Raw genomic sequence first — 19,102 nt, 5'->3', positions numbered from 1 at the left:
CGTTAGTCCCTCGGCCAGCTCGATGGTCTTCCGAGGACAAAGCGGCCCAGCGCAATCGCCGAGAGGGCTACGGACGGCATAATCGCCGCATCCACTACCGTACCGCCATGTACCTTTAATGCTGCCCAGCCTACCATCGCGACCAAGCCCGTCGCATAGATGGCCAGCATATGCCGATCGCGATCGAGCCCGAAAAGCGCGTAGTGATACGGCATCGAAGCGCTGAATAGCGCGGTCCCCACGAGGAGCCACGCGAAGGCCTCCGAATAGCCTTGGTAGAAACTCGGGAGCAAGGGATCGATGATCAAACCATAGACACCCAGCGCGACAGCAAACGTGCCCCCCGTGGATAGCAAATTGACTCGAACGAAGCGGCGAAAGCCCTCATGTGCGCGTTTCCAATCCGCGGCCCGGATGTCCTTGACCATCTCCGGATAATGGAACGCGCTTACACCGGCTTCGAGCAGGCTAAGAATACCCATAGCAAGCGCAATCAGCACGGCATAGACAGCCAGCACCTCGGTCCCAGCTAGTCTCTCGACAATCAGCCGATCCAACCCAATGATCGCGCGATAAAGCACGGTGCCGGCAAAGAACCAGCCGACCGACCGGATGAGCGCGCGGGTCCATGCAGCATCCCAGCGAGGCGTAATAGACTGTCCGGACAGCCGTTGGAGAAGAAATCCTCCATAAAGGGCGGCCAGAGCCGATCCGGCGGCCCAGACAAGCAAGAGGTCCTCGAACACCGCGTCCGCCCCTTGGAAATAAAGGGCCGGGAGGGCGGGAAAGACCCACGCCGCAGTACGCAGGAAGATCAAGAGATTAGCGCGGAGCGGCGCGCCTAGGGCAATCGCAATGCGGGCGGCATTGGCTGAAAGAATTTCGAGCAGGATATGCCCCGCCATCACGACCGCAATAAGGCTCCCCAGTGCTGGCGTTGCAGATACGTATAGCCAGGCTACTGGCAGTCCCAGTGATAGCGCGCTTGCCGCCAGCAACCCAAAATAGCGCTGTAATATTCCTTTCAAATCAGACTTCTCGCCCAGCAGCTGCCGAATTATGGCCGCGTAACTATCGAGGGGAAGGAGATCCGAGATTAGCAGTAGCGCGCTTGAGTATAAGGCAAAGCGCGCGACTTCGGCTGGCGGCAGTAAGTGCGCTAGTGCGACGATCAAGAGCATCCGCGTGCCCAATGAGACAGCCCGCAACCCGGTGCTGGCTATCCGCCTGATCATCGGCCATCCTTGCCAAGCACATCGGCCAAATCCCTGATCGATAGCTCGGGCAGGACGGACGAACGAAGCACCCCGGTCCTGGATGAAAGGCTATTCGGATTGGCAATCAGTTCGGCCAACTGAGCTTCATCATTGGCCACAAGCCCAGTCGCCCGAGCGGAATCGAGATAATCGGCACTAAGTGACCTGTCACGATCGGTAAAATGGCAAAAAACGATATGCGCCCCCGCACCGAGCGCGTCCTTTGCTAGACTTGATGTTTTAAGAACAATTAGCGGGTATTTTTCGAGCGAATTCGAAAGCTCGTCCCGATCGACAATTACTGTGATTCCTGCCGCCTCGAGTGCTGCTCGGTAAAAGGTCATATCGTCGCGCGGATGTGGCCGGACGGCGAGTCGCCTCCCCCCGTTTTTAGCCAGCGGGATCAGTGCCTTAAGAATGCGCAGGTTGGCAGAGCGATCATCGGGCTGGGTGCAGAAAAGTAGATCGCAATCAGGGGGCAGCGGGCGGATTGGCTGCACGGGATAGGGTGATCCTACAAATTTCACCTCGCCCATCCGCACATGGCCAAGCCGCTCGCACAAGCAAGCCATCTCAGGACTATCCGAGTAAAATTCATCGCTGAACGGAAAAATTGCGAGCGGGGCATCGGAAATCAGAGCGGTTTGGACGCTCGATAGACGCAGTCCGGCTCGTCGCGCAGCCAACGCTTCGAGACCCGCCATTGCCCCGATCATCTCGAAATTGACCAGATCTCTGCCTCCTCTTTTAGCAACGCGGTCAATTAATGCCACATGAAACAAACCGATATGAGCATGTCGCATTTCGATGGCTAAACCGACCAAATCGGGGGGCGTGCGGGTCCGAGACAATTCGCGCCCCAACCGCCATCGCATCGCGATTGCCGCGAACAACGCTCCGAACCAATCGGACAGTCCCGGGACCATGATGAATCCCTTCCGCGGGAGCGTGCGAGCGCGATCGACCAAAGTTTTGACATTGCCCTGGCTATATTGAGGCACCAGGCAGAGCGACAAATGGCCGCTTTCTCGCAGCAAGCCGCGCGCAAAACGAAACTGGTGTAGGGCTCTAACTATGAGTAACGGTGTATGGCTCTCGGCTCCCCGTGCTGCCGGCGCTGCATTTAACAACCGTACGGCATACCGTAACAGTAGCCATGCGGATGCCAGCAATAACAGGACTGATCGGAAATGCCTGCGATGCCAGAGGTCACGAATGGGGGCCGAGGTCAGCTCCAGACGGGCATTGCATTTAGTAGCGAGCCATTGCGCATAACGCGAATTCAATAACGAAGGCGACCCGATGCTACGTTCGCTGTTGTGAACACCGAATAGTGGCATGCTTTCGCAACCGGTGGCGTAGGCTAAAATGACGATTTCCTTGGCAGCGTGTCGCCATTTGAGCACTGCGTTCAATGCAGCTTCTCTGACTACTAGAGCATAATTAAGGTAATCGTTGAGATGCGCGCCACACAAATCTTTTACAAGACCCGGAGACATCGACGACCACTGTTCCCCGGTTCGAGCAGCTAATGACGCGCGCGCCTCACGATCGAGCGGTCCGACGGGTCGCGCGTCGAGACCCAGCTCAATTGGCGGAGGAGGGCCAACATATAGGACCAGCTCCTTCGAAGCGCCCCTCCAGATCGGGTCATCCCAATCGCTCCTCAGATTCACCAAGAGACGGGGCATCAAGCTGCAGATCGGGCTGCCTTATCTCTTTCAACGCCCGCAAGCACGGCACCCGCGAAGAAGAAGATAAAAAAGTCGATAAATATGCTATATGCGAAAAGGGTGTGGACGATCGCACCGCTCAAGTAAATTGGCGCGATGCTTTCAGCCACCGTCGGCGCACTAGTTCGGCGCATTCCTCGCCACACTGTCCTGATCAGGAAAGCATAAATATATACCGCAAAAAAAACCCCGAACACTACGGTCAAAGAGATGGGCGTGAAATGTACGTTCTGCGCAAAATGGTCCCTTAGATAAATCGTCCAGCCCGCTCCCGAGCCAAACGCCAGTTCAAACGAGTCAAGGGTATCGAGCGCAGTTTGCACCTCAAAGGTACGCCCAGCATCAATCTCCTCCAGGGATCGCTCGCCCGTCCCCACCTCAATGCTGGAGGCCATACGCTCGTAAGTAATTTGCGCCGCTCGAGTCACGCCAGACTGGTCGCTCCCCGCACTTCCAGCGATAAATCCCAACAAAGCCGCCGCTGATGCCATCACGCTAACGCCGACCAATAGCATGAGCAATTTTTCGGTCACTTTTCTCCTTCGGGCATGCGAAGAAGGGCCGATTTTCATGAAAACCGCGAACATCGGGGCAATTGCTAGCATTACAGCTCGTTTATTCGAGATGATTAATAATAAAAAAGAAGCAATCGCCATGCGCCGCGAATACAGCAGTCCGAAGGCCATAGGCAACAATAGTGAGTAAGCGGCAGTATAGAAGCGCTCTACCTCACCTCTCTCAAGCGAAGAGATAATCGTCTGCGTTGACAAGAGTACAGCGCCAACTGTCGCCCAACCTAATATCATCCAAACCTTTTTTGGAATCTGGTTCGACGCATGATAACCCACCCCTAGAAGGCAATAGGCACTGCCAAGTTGGAAAAGGTGCGAGAGATAGTTGCGCTGGTAAAACGGGTTATAAAAATTTTCGATCCCGCGCCAAGCTGATACGACGATCATAAGAATTAACACATATTGTACCAAGAAACGCGGCTTAAGTATTCGAAAGGGGTTTCCAAGGACTACCCAAAGGCCAAGCGATGCGATCAGTAAGGGGTTGCGCAGCTCCACCGGATCCAGAATGCCGGCAATTCGCAACGGAGTTAAGGCCGAAATCAAAAGGTTAGCGACAGCAACATATACGATCAGCCCCCAAACGATCGGGTGCCAAGACTTCCTTAAATCCGCTAAAGCCACTCTACTGCTTTCTACGAACGCAGGCTGGAGATGTGGACGGGGTCGATCAGGTAAAGGAAGCTCAGCCATCGGCCTCCAGGCCTTCCGACGCCAAATGCCTGCTAGTTACTGGCGTACCGTAGCTCACCGGCTCTCGCAGGGTACAGCCGACGATCTGATCAAAATATTTGGGAGGTAAGCCGAATCCGGGCCGCACCGAGCGAATATCGTTGGGTCCGATGGTGGCGCCCGCTTCGAGATCGGTCACGAAATACAGTGATCGCCGGAATTGCACATTGCCGATTTCACTCGACTTACGACCATAGTCGACCGCACCCAACGCCTCGAAGGTTGTACGCGCGCCTTCCACTAGATTTCTCAATTCGGCAGGTTCGAGCGAGAAACTGTCATCAGGCCCCCCAGCTTTGCGATCGAGGGTGAAATGTTTCTCAATAATTGACGCACCAAGCGCGACTGAGGCAATCGCGGTATAATTCGACAACGTATGGTCGGAGAGCCCCACGACCACCCCGAACTTCTCCCGCATGTCAGGGATCGTACGCAAGTTGTAATCGGCCGCTGGGGCCGGGTAGCCACTTACGCAATGCAAAATGGCGAGCTGGCGGCACCCCGCTTCGCGCGCCGCGGAGATTGCTTCCTCGATTTCCTCAGCATCAGCCATGCCCGTCGAAATGATCAACGGCTTACCCGTCAAGGCAACATATCGGATCAACGGCAGGTCGATCGCTTCAAACGAGGCGATCTTGTAAGCTGGAGCGCCTAAATCTTCGAGAAAGTCGACCGCGCTTTTGTCAAAAGGTGAGGAAAAGGCAGTAATGCCGAGCTTGCGGCACCGATCGAAAATCCGAGGAAACCAATCCCAAGGCGTGTAAGCCCGCTCATATAGGTCATGGAGATACTCTCCATCCCACAGCCCGCCTTCAATCTTGAAGTCCGGCCTCGTTGACTTCAGCGTCATCGTATCAGCAGTATAGGTTTGCAGCTTGATGCAGTCGGCCCCGGCTCGAGCGGCTTCGTCGATGATCCCGAATGCACGATCAAGCGAACCATTATGATTGGCCGAAACCTCTGCGATAACGTAGGGGGGAAAGCCCCCGCCGATCTTGCGACCATCGATTTCAATTGTATGAGAATCCATGGGATAATCACCATCTTTCACGAGTTAAGTGCGAAGCCTCTGCGGGAGACGTATTGCTCTATTTCTTTTGTCGTGTCGAAGCTCAATCGATCTCTGTCGCACGCCCCCCTTCGCTCATCCACTCTTAGACCATGGGGCACCGGCGTCATACCTTTCTGCATTCAAACCATCGATCTCGCGTCAGTCGCAAATACTGCACATCACCCGAATAATCGCCTTTTCGAATTTCGACTGGCTGGCCGTCTGGCTCGAAGCCGAACACTCGATGAAATGACAGCGAGGCGTAATTTGACAGTATGACTGCCCCTCGGACTGCATCACACCCTATCACACCAAAAAGATAATCGAGCGCCAGCGTGCCTAGACGCCGACCCGTTCCCTTAGGGCTGCCAGGCGCTGCATGGAAGCCCCATTCAGCCACAGTGCCCGCGTCATCTCTCTCGAATTGAACGAAGCCGCTCGGCTTGCCTTCGCACTCGTAAATAAAGGCCTGTCGCAAGGGGTCTCGCTTTAAGTTCTCAAACCAACGACAATGATCAGCAAACGCAATAGGTCGACTGGAATACATGTGCCTCCTAACATCATCGTGATTGCGCCATTCGAGCAAAATCTGCAAATCTGTTTCGGTTAGCGGTTTCAAGAGATCCACAGCGTGTTTCATCCGGTTCACAGCCGCAGCTACGCGGCCCGTCCCGCGACCATCGCAAAGTACCGAGGCGTTGTTACTTAGCCTGCGATAATCACTTGGGCGATCAAGCAGCGCCAATAGTCTTGCTAAGTCTTCTGCTTTTGGGTTCGTCCCGCTCGAGATCGCGGCTCCCGCTTTTTCAAGTGAATCTGCGATCACAGTTTGATTTTCCGATTGGACAACGAGCAGAGATGGCAAACCTAGCGCACAACGCTCCCAAGATGTTGACCCCGCCCCGCCCACGGCAAGATCAGCGTCACGGAAAAGTGCGGCCATCTGATCACTGTCGACCTCGACACGGTGGGGGATCGGACAGTCCTCCAGAAGCCTACAAACCGCGTCGCGATGAGGCGCCGAACTCCCCATCACTACTGTAAGTTGTTCGAGCGAATGCCACCCCAACTCTGCTAACTCACGCAGCACCCTTCCCGAAAAATCGTCCTTGTCCACCCCGCCAAGACTGATAAGCAGATGGCGCCCGGGGTCCTTGCGCCGTGCTAGCGCGGCCGATCGTTCCGCTGCGAATTCGGGGCGGAGCAATCCGAATTCGGGGCCAGTAAGCACTTCGCAGTCGGATGGTACAAGCTTCGAGTAATGTTCGGCGCACCTGCCCAGATTTTGATCGAGAAGCAAATCAGCATGATGCACACGGTCGGCGAGATCGTCGATCGCCATGATCGCCGCGCCCACGGTAGCCAAAGAGGCTTCCCATTCTAGGCCAAGCGCATAATGGTCCACCACGACTAAGTCGGCCTCGACCGATCGAGCGACCTCAAGCGTTTCCGCTGCGTCGCGCGAAGAGGAAACACCCAGCCAGCGCAGATAGCCAGTGAGTGATTGATCATTACTCCCTTTTCGAAGGCGCTCCACACTATGCCCCTGTGCGCGGATTTTCTCTTCAAGCGCGTCTGGACAATGGCGAACTGCAAAGGTTGTGCGCGTCGAATGTCCTAAAAGGGCATTAGCAAGCGTCAGGCATCGCTCCATATGACCGATTCCCGATAGTCGGGATGCATCACAGCGAAAAAGGATTGATCGAAAGACGGTCATCTCTCTACAGAGCGGTCCAACCGCCATCGACTGGCAGATCGGCCCCGGTAACGAAAGATGCTGCAGGCGAACAAAGGAACACGGCGGCTTGCGCTACCTCGTCTGGACGCCCCGTCCGACCAAGCGGCACTTTGCTCGCGAGCTTCTGGACGAAATCCGGCGCTTCTTCGCGCACTTTTTTATTAGGTATCGGACCCGGGGACAGGCTGTTTACGCGGATTCCTTCGCGAGCGAGTTCGACAGACGCATAGCGGGCCCATTGGATCAGCGCTGCCTTGGCGGCCCCGTAAAATGGTGGGTTGGTTGCCTCCGGTTCCAAGTATAACGAAGGATCTGGACTCACTTTGCCATACATCGAGGCGATTGCGAGAATTGCGGCATCACCATACTCAGCACTTCCCCTCCGTAGTGCCGGAAGTGCAAGCCGAGTTAAGCGCTGCGCCGCAACCATCGCAACCTCGTAGCTTTGTCGGAAATCCTCGTCACTAGCCGTTGCGAGCGTTCCACCCCGCCCAGCATAGGCATTATGCACTAATGCATGCAGCGGTTGGCCAAAGCGCTCGAAAAAGGTCTCGCAAGCCGCCGCATCAGTGATATCGAAACATGCGTACTTGAGATTCTCGCTAGCCCCACCATCGAGTAGGTCAAGTTTTTTGGGGGTGCGGCCTTGCGCCACCACAAATGCGCCTGCCTCAAGAAATCGCGCGACCATCGCCCGTCCCAGATAACCCATGGCGCCAGTAATCATTACATTTCGCCCCACCAATGGAGCATCGGAAGTGATCATGCCGCTTGGGTCCACAACGCTGGATTTAGGGTTTCAGGTTGAATGCTCGGGCGATCAGCGGGAATGATCAAATCGGATGAGTCCCGATTACCGAGCAGAGCGCGAAGCTGAGCGGGAGTCTCGACACCGATGATGACCGCGTCGATCCATTCCAGACGCCGTACACCCTCAATCAATAACTCGGCCAGCGAACGGTTCTCATTGGCCAAAACTAGATTATCAAGCCATCGCCAAATAGGATGAGGGTCTTCAACGTGGGCCATGCGCCAATGATGGGGATCGCGAGAAAGAAGCAACCCCTGGAGCAACGCAGAGCGGGCGTGGAGTTTAAGATCGCGCTCTTTCCGGACCTTTTCAAAACGCGCCAAAAAGCTCTCCCAACGGTTATCAAGCAGATTGTACGCAAATTGGATTATCGAAATGCGCTCGTCTCCAAGCGCCTTCTCCATTTCCTCCGGCCCCTGAACAGAAACCCCTATTCGTTCGATGAGACCATTAGCCTGTGCGTCCATTAGCGCTTGCATAGTTTGCTCATGGGCTAGTTGGGCGATGCGATGGAGTAGCAAGCCGTCAAGCCTGTCACGACGCAGCGCAGAAAGAGATTCCTCGATTGCTGAGCGGACATCCTCGGAACGAGGACCCATATTCGGAGGCGTTTTCGTTAGAATTGTAAATCGAGAACTAAGCGCGCTGCGCCCAATACGCTCTTCACTATCTCCGTATGCTCTTGCCGTATCCAGCGTTCGAACTCCACCCTGATATGCAAGTCGCATCATTTCATGAACCTCATTTTCGCAGGGCAGGCCTGTGCGATTGGCGATGCCATAATCAAGTCCCCACTGAGCGGTGCCGACAATTCGTTCAGCAAAGTGGAAACCCCTTCGTGCATGACGGGCTGCATCCGACGATGGCATTGACTTAACTCCTTCGGAGCACTCGATGACATTATTGCGATACACGGCACCGCCGTGCCATTAATCTCGTCGCATTAGCAAAACGCGGCCCGGTTCGATCTATTTCATACGGGTTTGGTGATCGAGCATATCGATGAGGTTCTTATCCTCCTTATAGCGCAGCCCGATATGCGCGTTTTTTCCAGCAAGCGCCGGGTCCGATCGAAGAACCGAAAGAACATCGTCGAGCGCGTAAACTCGTTCCTTTTTCCCGAGCCGGTGAGCGAGTTCATCCATCATCTCACGATCCTCTTCATAATCGAGGGTGAGACGAAAATCGCCGACCCAATCTTTAGGCAGGTCGACAATATTCACCTTAAACCTGTCTTTATTGTTCTGGAAATACCAAGTCATATATTCGGAATGCTCGGCCCTACCAAAATGATCGGCAACTCTCTGTAGTGCCTCACGATTAATTATTTCAGAAGCCGTACCAACAACAAAATCTGCAGCCGCCGTATAATCAGCCCCGGTTGCAAAATGGCTATCAAGAAGGAAATCGATTATTTCTGGAGATGCAAAAACATTATCCGCTGTCATCCGAACCACCACGTCTATATCGTAATGTTTGCACGCCCCGAGGTAACGATCAATTACGTCGTCCTTGTCGCCTTTCCAAAAATCTACGCCCGCCTCTCGTGCTACATTCTCTAGTACTCCATCTTCTTCAATGTCAGACGTAGCGAGAATAGTTTGTTGGACGCCTCGAGCGGCTGCGCACTGACGCAAGCAGCGCACAGATGATGCGGTTCCGCCGATTTCCAATAGTGCTTTTCGCTTCAGACGTGTCGATTTCATGCGAGCAGCGATGATCGCTGCAACCTTCGCAGATCGAAAGTTTTCGGCAGCGACTACATTAAAAGTATCGACAGGCTCGGCGAGAATGTAGCGCCTCCTTTGCAGTTCAAAAAGCTCGTGCCTTTTAAGGCCAGACTGCGCCGTCCGGCGATATAAGAGGTCGACGTCCGAAAGAAGAGAACCGGCCGAAACCATCCGAGCGGCAACCGGCACTTGGATCGTAGAATCCAGATAAGTCCGTTCGCTCCGAGGGACAAATTGCGCCTGGCTCGACGCATGAACTAACTTAAGATGCTCTGCGAGATTCTGCATCTCCTGAGGCTCCAAAGCGGCGGAACCGTCGAATTTAGCAGATGTGCGCGAAATGCAGATGTGTTTCTCAACATATTTTGCTCCTTTCGCCACTGCGAGAAGGGGAGCTATTTGCGCAAAAGCACTGTTCGCATCGCTATGGTCCGCGATACCCAGTTCATACTCAGGAAACCGGGCCGCAAGACGCTCTATTTTCTGCAAACCAAGATCCTCAGGGTGTGTCGGGTAGGATTGAAATCCGACCTGCAGAATGATTTGCGCGCCAAAACTTCCCAACTCCTCAAGCGTCGCATCAATTCTATCGAGCGAAAGGCCTGAGACATTGACCAAGATTTTTTTGTCGCTGAGATCGATCGATCGAAGCGCGGTTAGGACCTCGTAATTCTCTAATATGGACGATTGGAATTTGATAAATGAGATTTGCTCACAATTCGATCGCAAAATTTCACAACTATAGAGATCCAAAATGTCCAAGCAAACTTTACAGTTACTTGCCGTTTTTAGGATCATTCGCCCCCATTCACTAGGAGAAAAATACAAATCCCGATACACTGAGTAGTATTCGAAGTCCGGAATTGCGATCAGATCGAATTTGAAGGGCTGAAATTTGATTACCTTGTCAGGGTACTCAACTGCGATCGCCGCCTCGATCATGGCATCGATAACTTGCTCAACGCCACCATGAGCATTAGCCAATTCGATCATCAACACCGGCATAGTGTCGTTCATTCTGAGCACTCCAATACAGGCATCACATCCGTATGATTGCTTAACATATCGCTTTCCGGATTGCTGCGATCACATAGTCTTGCTGCTCTTCGTTCATGGCAGGAAAAAGCGGTATCGTAATCGCTTCGCGGTAATAGGCTTCGGCCTGCGGAAAGTCCGACGGATCGAAACCCATTTCGCGATAATAGGGCTGACGATAGACGGGGATATAATGGAGGTTTGCGCCAATTTCCGCCTCGCGCAGATGATCGAACAGCGCGCGTTGCGCAATGCCTCCCCCTCCCTTCGCGAGCCGAATGACGTATAGATGCAGAGACGAACGACGGTCGGGCAGACGGACTGGCAGCTGCAATGCGTCTAGGTCGAGAAGCCGATCGTAACGGTCTGCCAGCAGGTGGCGCATATCGATGAACTCGGCGAGCCGATCCATCTGGCTTGCCCCGAGCGCTGCCTGCATATCGGTCATGCGATAGTTGAAGCCGAGCAACTGCTGCTCGTAATACCATCCGCCATGGCTGGGCTCTCGCAACCGCTGATCATCACGAGTTATGCCATGGCTGCGCAAAAGTCGCATCCGCTCGGCAAGTACTTCATCCTGAGTTGTAGCGACCCCGCCCTCGGCTGAAGTCACGATTTTCACTGGGTGGAAGCTGAAGACACAGATATCCGAGTATCGGCAATCACCGACCGGTCGACCCTTGTAGCTAGCGCCGATGGCGTGCGAGGCATCTTCTATGACACGAAACCCATACTTTTGCGAAAGCCTGTAGATTCGCTCCATGTCGCAGCTTTGCCCAGTTAGATGCACAGGAACGACCACCTTGGGCAATCGCCCTTCACGTTCGGCGACCAGCAGCTTTTCCTCAAGGCGGTCGGGGTCGAGATTGTAACTTCGCGGGTCGATGTCGACGAAATCGACCCGCGCCCCACAATAGAGCCCGCAATTAGCAGACGCGACGAAAGTGACAGGGCTGGTCCAAAGCCAGTCGCCCGGCCCAAGCCCCAGGGCCAGACATGCAATATGTAGTGCCGAAGTCGCACTATTGACTGCTACCGCGTGGCGAGCGCACGTCGCAGTAGAAATTTTCTCCTCAAAATTTGGAACCGCGGGTCCTTGGGTAAGGAAATCTGACTTCAGCACCCTAATGACCGCAGCGATGTCCTCGTCGCTAATCGATTGGCGACCGTAAGGGATGAAAGCCATCAGATCGCCCCGATTTTCCCACGATTGTCCTCGATCCACTGCGCCAATTCGCTTTCGCTCATCCAGCTTTCATTGTTGTCGCTGGAATATGTGAAGCCGGCCTCGACCCGCTTGCCATCCTTGATCCGGTCTGAGGTTTGATCCCAGCCGTGAATAGCGGGAAGGATTTTGTAATGCTCGTCATATTCATATGTGTAGGGTGCATCTTCAAATCCGATCATCTGCTCGTGAAGCTTTTCTCCGGGGCGGATGCCGACCACCTCCTGTTCTGCATCGGGGGCCACAACCCGTGCAAGGTCGGTTACCCTCATCGACGGGATTTTCTTAACATAGATCTCGCCTCCGACCATGTCCTCGAAAGCATGCCATACCAATTCAACACCCTGTTCCAGGCTGATCATAAATCGGGTCATCCGAACATCGGTGATCGGCACCTTGCCCTTTCCGCGAATTGACTGGAAAAAGGGTATAACCGAGCCGCGCGATCCCATGACATTACCGTAGCGCACCACAGAAAATCGCGTCTTTCCCGACCCGGAATAACTGTTACCGGCGACAAACAGTTTGTCGGAAGCCAGTTTTGTCGCACCGTATAGGTTGATCGGACTCGACGCCTTGTCGGTTGAAAGCGCGACTACCCGTTCGACACCTTTATCAATACAAGCATCAATCAGGTTCATTGCGCCATTAATGTTGGTTTTGACACACTCGAAGGGATTGTACTCGGCAGTCGGCACAATTTTTGTCGCTGCGGCATGCACGACGAAATCCACTCCGTCGAGAGCGCGGTATAGCCTCTCCCGATCGCGCACGTCGCCAATGAAGAACCGCACGCGTTCATCGCCGTCAAACTTCTTGGCCATCTCCCATTGCTTCATCTCGTCGCGCGAAAAGATAATGATTTTTTTAGGGTTAAAACGTTTGAGCGTCATTGGCACGAAGGCATGGCCAAACGATCCTGTGCCGCCCGTTACAAGAATGGTTTTGCCTTCAAACATGCTACAACACTCCGTTGACAGCGAGCAGCATCTAGCCACCCTGAGAATTCATTAGCTGGGTCTGGCAGGAGGGGTTTCCCCACGAGGCCTAACGGCCGCCTATCCCATTCGTATAGCGACTTCAACTGAGCATGGACCCTGGAACTGGGCGCTCGGAATAATGAGCCAATGCGCGAGGGTTGGAATACGCCGGAGACTTGCCGGTTCCAACTTGAGCGCATAAAGCCCTGGCAAGTCGTCTTCCCTTCGGCTCGACACCAAAAAAAGAGGTCGTGAGGAGTGCAGCCGACGTGCATGAGTCAAGTTTCGTCCACTGATCGGCGAACATATTATGGGGCACGCTAACATCCCTCACTATCATCACTTTATGATGCCGCTGATTAGGCGCATGATCGCATTGCCCCGTGCCGTGAGGCACGCCGTAGTGATGCTTGCCGATATCTTCGCCTGCCTTATTGCAGCGTGGGCTGCATTTTCGATCCGACTTGGCGTTACGCAGGTCGATTTTGATGATTACGTCGTGATTAGCGCCTATTCGCTCGGCTGCTGGACACTCGCTTCTTTGATTGTGCGCCCGTATCGCTCCACGGTTCGTTACACAGGGCGCCACACAATCATTCTCGTCGGGCGCGCTACGATTGTGATGGTCGCTTTACTGGCCTTCGTTATTCTGTTGACCCAGCCAGCGGGAGTGCCCCGCACGCTCAGCATTCTCGTCCCGGTGCTGTTCTTTTGCTTCATCGCCACGTTACGGGTCGTCCTCTCAAGCTTGATCCAACCTTATCTGGAAGGACGTGATTCGACTTCAGCGCCCAAACGAGTCATCGTCTACGGCGCGGGGAGCGCCATGCAGCAAATCGCTGTGGCGGTGGGACGCGAACCCGGCCTACGGCTCGTGGGCATTATTGACCATAGCGGTAAAGAAGTAGGGGGGCTCCTCGAAGGCGTGCCGATCTGGCATGAAAGTGATCTCGAGGAAGTGCTCGCAGGTGCCAATATTGATGAGCTCTTCCTCGCCAATGCCGAAAAAGGGCAGCGTGCAAAGCGCCGTGAATTACTCGATCGGCTGCGAGCCAGCGGCATGCGCCCTCACGTCCGCGTACTTCCGAGTATTGCAGACGTAGCCTATGACAAGGTCAGCGTGAGCGACCTACGCCCAATTGAAATAGGTGATCTTCTAGGACGCGATCCAGTTGAACCCGTTCCTGAATTGATCGGGCGCAACATCATGGCGCGACGTGTGCTTGTGACCGGAGCAGGCGGTTCGATCGGAAGTGAGCTTTGCCGTCAGATTCTTCACCAGTCGCCCGCTCAGCTCATTATTGCCGACCAGTCCGAATATGCACTTTACGCGATTGACCATGAATTGCGCGACATGGCCCGAGAAAGCGGTATCAAGGCGGAGATTGTATCGGAGCTCGTGGATGTCGCTAATGAGCACGAGGTCGAGCGGTTATTCTCTGAACGTCAGCCCCAGACGATCTATCATGCTGCCGCCTACAAGCATGTGCCATTGGTTGAGGCAAACGTAGCGGCAGGCATCCGGAACAATGTCACGTCCACGCTCTATTGCGCTCTCGCCGCCGAGCGTCACGGCACCGACCGCTTCATCCTTGTGAGCACAGATAAGGCGGTGCGTCCCACGAACGTAATGGGCGCCTCGAAGCGGGTATGCGAACAGATTATACAGGCGCGCGCTGCCGTCCAGGATCGCACGTGTTTCTCGGCGGTTCGATTTGGCAACGTGCTTGGTTCCAGTGGATCGGTGGTGCCGCGTTTTCGCGAGCAAATCCAGCATGGCGGCCCTGTAACAATCACCCATCGCGACGTTACCCGTTTTTTCATGACCATTCCCGAGGCTGCCCAGCTTGTGATCCAAGCCGGCGCGATGGCGGAAGGCGGGGAGATTTTCTTGCTTGATATGGGTGAACCCGTCCGAATTGCCGACCTTGCCCGCTCGTTGATTGAATTGTCGGGACTCGAGGTGCGCGATGAACTAAACCCGGACGGCGATATCGAAATCGTCGAAGTGGGACTGCGCCCTGGTGAAAAGCTTTACGAGGAATTGTTGATCAATGATGCGCCCCTACCGACGCGCCACCCCCGCATTGTTAATGCCCATGAACAGCGCCCAGAATGGCGGGACATTGAGCAAGCCATCGCGACCCTCGTGCCACTGATCGAGAATAATGCGCATCAGGATTTGGTTGATTGGCTGAAAGAGCAGGTAGAAGAATTTAATCACGATCGCGATCGCACCGAAGACGATATTGCGCCTCCGGCGATGAGGAATCGGGCCCGGACCCGATGACGAACACGGAGAGGAGTCTAGACGGAAAAACCATCGCGCTGACCGGAGCGAGTGGAAAGCTCGGACGGCTGCTCGTCCCTTACCTCGCCAAGCACGGTGCCCAATTGCGATTGTTTGGACGCGATGCCGCAGCATTGGCCCGTATATTTCCACAACATGATTGCCATCACTGCGCCGACTTCGGTGTCGCTGCTCGGGGTTGCGACGCACTGGTCGACCTTGCCGTTCTGAACAATGACGCGAAAGGCGACCTGAAAGCGTTTCGCGCGGTCAATGTAGACCGATTTACCGCCCTAGTGGGAACTGCACGATCTATCGGAATCAGGCGAATTCTTGCGTTTTCCTCGACCCACGCTCTCGATCCCGGAAATTGCAGCCCGTATGCGATCAGTAAAGCCGAGGCGCAGGAATGGGCACGTCTCGATGGCGGAAAAGACATCTGCTGGCTGGTGCTTCCAAAATTGATTACAGCACCCGAAGGCAGCTTGTCTCATACCCTCTGGCGCTGGGCGGCGGCTATTAAGCCGACAATTCCTGCAAACGACGCGCTCAAAGCCGTCCACGAGTGTTTGGACAATTCAAACTCGTCGCCCGTCCGGCGCCTTGTACCCGATAACGGACAAAACACTTTGTACCGCATTGCAAGCTTTCTTATCGACATGGCATTCGTCGCTTTTGTCATACTGCTGATTGGGTGGCTAATGCTGCTCGTAACGATCCTGATCCGTTTGGAGAGCAGGGGACCGGCAATTTTTGCTCAGCCTCGAGTAGGGAAGGACGAGCGGGTTTTCATCCTGTACAAGTTCAGGACTATGCGTGTGGGTACCAGGCAAGCTGGCACTCACGAAGTCTCAGCCGCGGAAGTCACTAGAGTAGGTAAATGGCTTCGCCGGCTCAAAATTGACGAACTTCCGCAAATTTTTAACATCGCGCGGCGTGAATTGAGCGTCGTGGGTCCCCGCCCCTGCCTGCCCGTTCAACAAAAACTGATAACGGAGAGGCGGAATCGTGGCATTTACCAGATCCGTCCAGGACTAACCGGCTTAGCGCAGATCAACGGTGTTGACATGAGCAACCCTGTGCGTCTCGCACAATGGGACGAGCGTTACCTCCAGCTTCGCTGCCTTGCGCTTGACCTGCGAATTCTAGTCCAGACTTTTTTGGGTAGGGGCGGCGGGGACCGCACCGCTAACTAATCTGTCCATGCAATAAGATTTCGCGGGCCATCTGCTTCATGATATTGCACCGGGCATATCGCTCGACGAATTTCGTGCGATCGTAACGAGGGGGGCCAGCTGCGCTTGCCTTTAGCGCGGCGAGACACCCATCCACATCACACGGATCGAAGGTAAATGCCCCCACTACGTTTTCATCGAGAAATCGGCGAGCATAGCCTTTTACGCCTGCCACAATAGGAAGGCCCGTCGCGGCGTACTCGAATATTTTCGACGGGAGCACACGGTCAAAAGCTCTCAAGTCATTGAGGTGGAGGAAGAGAACCGACGCTTCATGATATTGCTCAATCAACTCTTCGCGGGGGATGGGGTCCCGGATTTCGGCAAACCTCCCAGCGTCACTCTGTTCTAGCGCATTTTCGAGCTCCGGGCGCCTACCCCCACCGCCAATTAGACGGAAGGTTAGCCCTGTTCCTTCAAGCCGCTCCGCTACTTGCGGGATAATACGGTGGAGCCCCTGCCCATCGCCCATATTGCCCGCCACCATTACAATTCGTTGAGCCGAATCTCGGTTTAGCCCGGGAGGTATCGCCTCCAGGAAAAGGCTGTCTACGCCGTTGGTGAAAGTTGAGAACTCCCGATGCCCCACTATCGGACCAAAATAGTCTGCAAAAGCAGGCGACACTATGTTGATTCTATCAGCGCGGCGTAGCGCCCAGTGTTCTACGCGAGAAAATAGCGGAATTAACGTGCGCATCGGCCCGGTGGAAACGACGTCAGCCAGTGTTTCGGTGAAAATATCGCGCAAATCGAGATAGAGCTTGGCGCCATTTCGACGTGCAACGGCCGCGCCGAGCGCCGCAGTTGCGAGCCGAGATGAAGTTGCAACCACAAGGTCTGGCTTGAACGCAAGCGCGGCCTCCCATGCGGCACGAGCAAAATGCCGAAACCCAAGAGCTTGGTCGACAAAGCCGCTGCGATGCGCCGGGATGCTTGCGCGCACCACCGAGAACCGCTCATCGTCATGAAATTGCGAACCGCCAGCAGTTCGCATTTCCGCATAGCGATTGGGGTGGGTTGTGACAACCCGCAATTGATCGTGCGAATCCATCTGTCCGAGCAATGCATCGACGAGTGCGCCACTGCGAAAGGAGCCCGCGCTAAGATCGGGAGGAAAGTAATAGGTGAGTAGAAGGATATTCACGCATCACTCCAAGTAAACCGGGTCTGGCATATTTCAGCATCGGGATCATCCCAATCGATACGCAGCGCACAGTTGCCTACCCGCTCGCCGAAGCGCGGATGCCAACTTCCAAATTCAATCACCAGCGGGAAGTCGGCCTTAACCCCCACCCGCAGTCGGCTCGCGCGAAGCACTATGCCGTCTTCGCAGTGGTGCTCGACTTCAAGATCAGGGTGGAGATGAAAATATGCTCGCGCCGTACGCCCGCGTCGGGCATCAATCCAGTCAGTTACCGCCAGGCAACCAGTGTCGAGCGTCCAAGAGCGGCGATGCACGGGTTTCCCAGGTAGATGCGCATAGCCATCGTGCGCTGCTTTGAAAACTCCCGCATCTCTGTCGAACTTTTCGATCAGGGGGCGAGCGCGTCGGCCTACCCGGAAGGCCGACCAGACCTCCGAACTATCCTTGTCGTCAAAAACCAGAGTTGAATGTGCCGCGGTTGCGCGCTGCCGCAGTCGCTCGGAATCGCATTCGTAGTGCGAAATGCCTGAATTGACCACGACGCGTTGAGGTCCCACAGACAACTCGAAGCTCAGCGTATCAGCATGCCCGTGACCTGGCTGATATTCGGGGCCCAGCGGCGCCGCGTCAGCCAGCACGACAGCGTCCCCAGCCTTTAAGCGCGCATACCCACTCGATCGCAGAAGCCGCGAACCTGGAAGGGGGTCAAATTTGATTGCTAGTCGATTGGCATAATCTGCGATGCGGTAAGGGCGAGGTGCTACTCCAAGCGCACTGTCATTGAAAAAGGAAATGTCACCGTCGGGATGACACATAGCGATTAGCCATTCGACGGCTCTTGAGGCGTGGGCCTCCAGACTTGCAAGCAGTGGTCCATGCTCGCAGTGGCGGCACAGATTTACGAGGTCTAAGAGATCCTCGGTCAGTATCGCTTGATACATCGGGCTGCGCTCGTAATGCCCTCCATCGTCAAGGAATTGTTCCTCAACCTGCTCAGCAACAATCTGTGCACCCCTTTTTCGCCATTCCCCGGACTCTTCACCCTCTAACAGTGAACCCGCAAAAAACAGCGCCTTGCCATTGGTGAAATAGTGATTTGCAAGCAGGTGCGTCTCGAGGTTAGCCGCGAGCCAGCGGGCCTGATGCGCAAGACTGGCGCGCACACTGCGTTGGAGCCCGCCTCGCCGGAGCCCAAGCTTAACGATATTCACAATTCGGAGCGATAGCGGGTAGGGATCCCAAGCAACTTCGGTTCCCGGTTCGACCTCTCTGATCCATCGCATTAACAGGCTGCTAAGTTCGGCTTCGCGCTGCTCCGAGTTGTCGCTAGTCAACTCGTCGAGATAATGGAGATTATAGCGCCAAAGGAGCGGCAGATGGTGTGCGTGCCAACCATCGTCACCCAATTTTCCATCGATCCCGACGAACCGGAAACGCCGTTCGCCAAGCATTGCTCGCTTCTTTGCAATTGGCTTCACCCAGCTACCCTGACATGAGCGCCAAGCGGGCAAATTAGTGGGCGGCGAAGGACGCCGTTGCCACAGGCGCTGACGCAACTGCCCGACGAGCT

At 54.9% G+C, this 19,102-nt stretch carries 14 protein-coding genes; 2 read left to right on the top strand and 12 right to left on the bottom strand.

Going from position 1 to position 19,102, the window contains the following annotated elements:
• Nucleotides 1-2: 2 nt before the first annotated feature.
• The 10 genes from FHS50_RS02770 to pseB form a co-directional block, all read right to left on the bottom strand.
• Nucleotides 3-1,235 carry a lipopolysaccharide biosynthesis protein gene (locus FHS50_RS02770; protein WP_183932858.1) on the bottom strand — a complete coding sequence of 411 codons (1,233 nt, stop codon included), beginning with the start codon at nucleotides 1,233-1,235 and terminating at the stop codon, nucleotides 3-5.
• The gene (locus tag FHS50_RS02765; RefSeq protein ID WP_183932857.1) at nucleotides 1,232-2,755 is read right to left on the bottom strand and encodes a hypothetical protein; all 1,524 of its coding nucleotides are present in this window, start codon (nucleotides 2,753-2,755) and stop codon (nucleotides 1,232-1,234) included. The genes FHS50_RS02770 and FHS50_RS02765 overlap by 4 nt, the downstream gene beginning before the upstream one ends.
• A gap of 191 nt (nucleotides 2,756-2,946) precedes the next feature.
• Nucleotides 2,947-4,254, bottom strand: a complete 1,308-nt coding sequence (locus FHS50_RS02760; RefSeq protein WP_183932856.1) for a hypothetical protein — start codon at nucleotides 4,252-4,254, stop codon at nucleotides 2,947-2,949.
• On the bottom strand, nucleotides 4,247-5,323 hold the full coding sequence (pseI, locus tag FHS50_RS02755) for a pseudaminic acid synthase (RefSeq protein ID WP_183932855.1): 1,077 nt from the start codon (nucleotides 5,321-5,323) through the stop codon (nucleotides 4,247-4,249). Before pseI ends, FHS50_RS02760 begins: the two co-directional genes overlap by 8 nt.
• A gap of 145 nt (nucleotides 5,324-5,468) precedes the next feature.
• Nucleotides 5,469-7,061 carry a UDP-2,4-diacetamido-2,4,6-trideoxy-beta-L-altropyranose hydrolase gene (gene pseG / locus FHS50_RS02750; RefSeq protein ID WP_183932854.1) on the bottom strand — a complete coding sequence of 531 codons (1,593 nt, stop codon included), beginning with the start codon at nucleotides 7,059-7,061 and terminating at the stop codon, nucleotides 5,469-5,471.
• A gap of 4 nt (nucleotides 7,062-7,065) precedes the next feature.
• The gene (locus FHS50_RS02745; protein WP_183932853.1) at nucleotides 7,066-7,848 is read right to left on the bottom strand and encodes an SDR family NAD(P)-dependent oxidoreductase; all 783 of its coding nucleotides are present in this window, start codon (nucleotides 7,846-7,848) and stop codon (nucleotides 7,066-7,068) included.
• Nucleotides 7,845-8,807 (bottom strand): aldo/keto reductase, encoded by a 963-nt coding sequence (locus FHS50_RS02740; RefSeq protein WP_183932852.1) that lies wholly within the window; start codon nucleotides 8,805-8,807, stop codon nucleotides 7,845-7,847. Before FHS50_RS02740 ends, FHS50_RS02745 begins: the two co-directional genes overlap by 4 nt.
• A gap of 54 nt (nucleotides 8,808-8,861) precedes the next feature.
• A complete protein-coding gene (locus tag FHS50_RS02735) occupies nucleotides 8,862-10,640 on the bottom strand; it encodes a cytidylyltransferase domain-containing protein (RefSeq protein WP_183932851.1) in 1,779 nt (592 codons plus the stop codon).
• Nucleotides 10,641-10,680: 40 nt separating this feature from the next.
• Nucleotides 10,681-11,844, bottom strand: coding sequence for a UDP-4-amino-4,6-dideoxy-N-acetyl-beta-L-altrosamine transaminase (gene pseC / locus FHS50_RS02730; protein ID WP_183932850.1), 1,164 nt, complete (start codon nucleotides 11,842-11,844; stop codon nucleotides 10,681-10,683).
• Nucleotides 11,844-12,842 carry a UDP-N-acetylglucosamine 4,6-dehydratase (inverting) gene (gene pseB / locus FHS50_RS02725; RefSeq protein WP_183932849.1) on the bottom strand — a complete coding sequence of 333 codons (999 nt, stop codon included), beginning with the start codon at nucleotides 12,840-12,842 and terminating at the stop codon, nucleotides 11,844-11,846. The genes pseC and pseB overlap by 1 nt, the downstream gene beginning before the upstream one ends.
• Nucleotides 12,843-13,209: 367 nt before the next feature.
• Here pseB and FHS50_RS02720 point away from each other — a divergent pair, with 367 nt between their 5' ends.
• A complete protein-coding gene (locus FHS50_RS02720) occupies nucleotides 13,210-15,153 on the top strand; it encodes a nucleoside-diphosphate sugar epimerase/dehydratase (protein WP_183932848.1) in 1,944 nt (647 codons plus the stop codon).
• Nucleotides 15,150-16,349: a hybrid nucleoside-diphosphate sugar epimerase/sugar transferase gene (locus FHS50_RS10610; RefSeq protein ID WP_221184822.1), complete on the top strand. Its 1,200-nt coding sequence runs from the start codon at nucleotides 15,150-15,152 to the stop codon at nucleotides 16,347-16,349. The genes FHS50_RS02720 and FHS50_RS10610 overlap by 4 nt, the downstream gene beginning before the upstream one ends.
• Here FHS50_RS10610 and FHS50_RS02710 read toward each other — a convergent pair.
• Together FHS50_RS02710 and FHS50_RS02705 are read right to left on the bottom strand one after the other, a co-directional pair.
• Nucleotides 16,342-17,532, bottom strand: a complete 1,191-nt coding sequence (locus FHS50_RS02710) for a glycosyltransferase family 4 protein (RefSeq protein WP_183932847.1) — start codon at nucleotides 17,530-17,532, stop codon at nucleotides 16,342-16,344. The two genes, FHS50_RS10610 and FHS50_RS02710, sit on opposite strands and share 8 nt — an antisense overlap.
• Nucleotides 17,529-18,983, bottom strand: coding sequence for a heparinase II/III family protein (locus FHS50_RS02705; RefSeq protein WP_183932846.1), 1,455 nt, complete (start codon nucleotides 18,981-18,983; stop codon nucleotides 17,529-17,531). Before FHS50_RS02705 ends, FHS50_RS02710 begins: the two co-directional genes overlap by 4 nt.
• Nucleotides 18,984-19,102: the final 119 nt, after the last annotated feature.

This window comes from Sphingomicrobium lutaoense (assembly GCF_014195685.1).
Classification (GTDB): Bacteria; Pseudomonadota; Alphaproteobacteria; order Sphingomonadales; family Sphingomonadaceae; genus Sphingomicrobium; species Sphingomicrobium lutaoense.
This window is presented reverse-complemented; position numbering and strand designations above follow the sequence as displayed.

Bases quoted from the DNA above. Each gene is read 5' to 3' on its own strand.
- FHS50_RS02770 (WP_183932858.1), bottom strand. From the start codon at position 1,235: ATGATCAGGCGGATAGCCAGCACCGGGTTGCGGGCTGTCTCATTGGGC.
- FHS50_RS02765 (WP_183932857.1), bottom strand. From the start codon at position 2,755: ATGTCTCCGGGTCTTGTAAAAGATTTGTGTGGCGCGCATCTCAACGAT.
- FHS50_RS02760 (WP_183932856.1), bottom strand. From the start codon at position 4,254: ATGGCTGAGCTTCCTTTACCTGATCGACCCCGTCCACATCTCCAGCCT.
- pseI (WP_183932855.1), bottom strand. From the start codon at position 5,323: ATGGATTCTCATACAATTGAAATCGATGGTCGCAAGATCGGCGGGGGC.
- pseG (WP_183932854.1), bottom strand. From the start codon at position 7,061: ATGACCGTCTTTCGATCAATCCTTTTTCGCTGTGATGCATCCCGACTA.
- FHS50_RS02745 (WP_183932853.1), bottom strand. From the start codon at position 7,848: ATGATCACTTCCGATGCTCCATTGGTGGGGCGAAATGTAATGATTACT.
- FHS50_RS02735 (WP_183932851.1), bottom strand. From the start codon at position 10,640: ATGAACGACACTATGCCGGTGTTGATGATCGAATTGGCTAATGCTCAT.
- pseC (WP_183932850.1), bottom strand. From the start codon at position 11,844: ATGGCTTTCATCCCTTACGGTCGCCAATCGATTAGCGACGAGGACATC.
- pseB (WP_183932849.1), bottom strand. From the start codon at position 12,842: ATGTTTGAAGGCAAAACCATTCTTGTAACGGGCGGCACAGGATCGTTT.
- FHS50_RS02720 (WP_183932848.1), top strand. From the start codon at position 13,210: ATGATGCCGCTGATTAGGCGCATGATCGCATTGCCCCGTGCCGTGAGG.
- FHS50_RS10610 (WP_221184822.1), top strand. From the start codon at position 15,150: ATGACGAACACGGAGAGGAGTCTAGACGGAAAAACCATCGCGCTGACC.
- FHS50_RS02705 (WP_183932846.1), bottom strand. From the start codon at position 18,983: ATGCTTGGCGAACGGCGTTTCCGGTTCGTCGGGATCGATGGAAAATTG.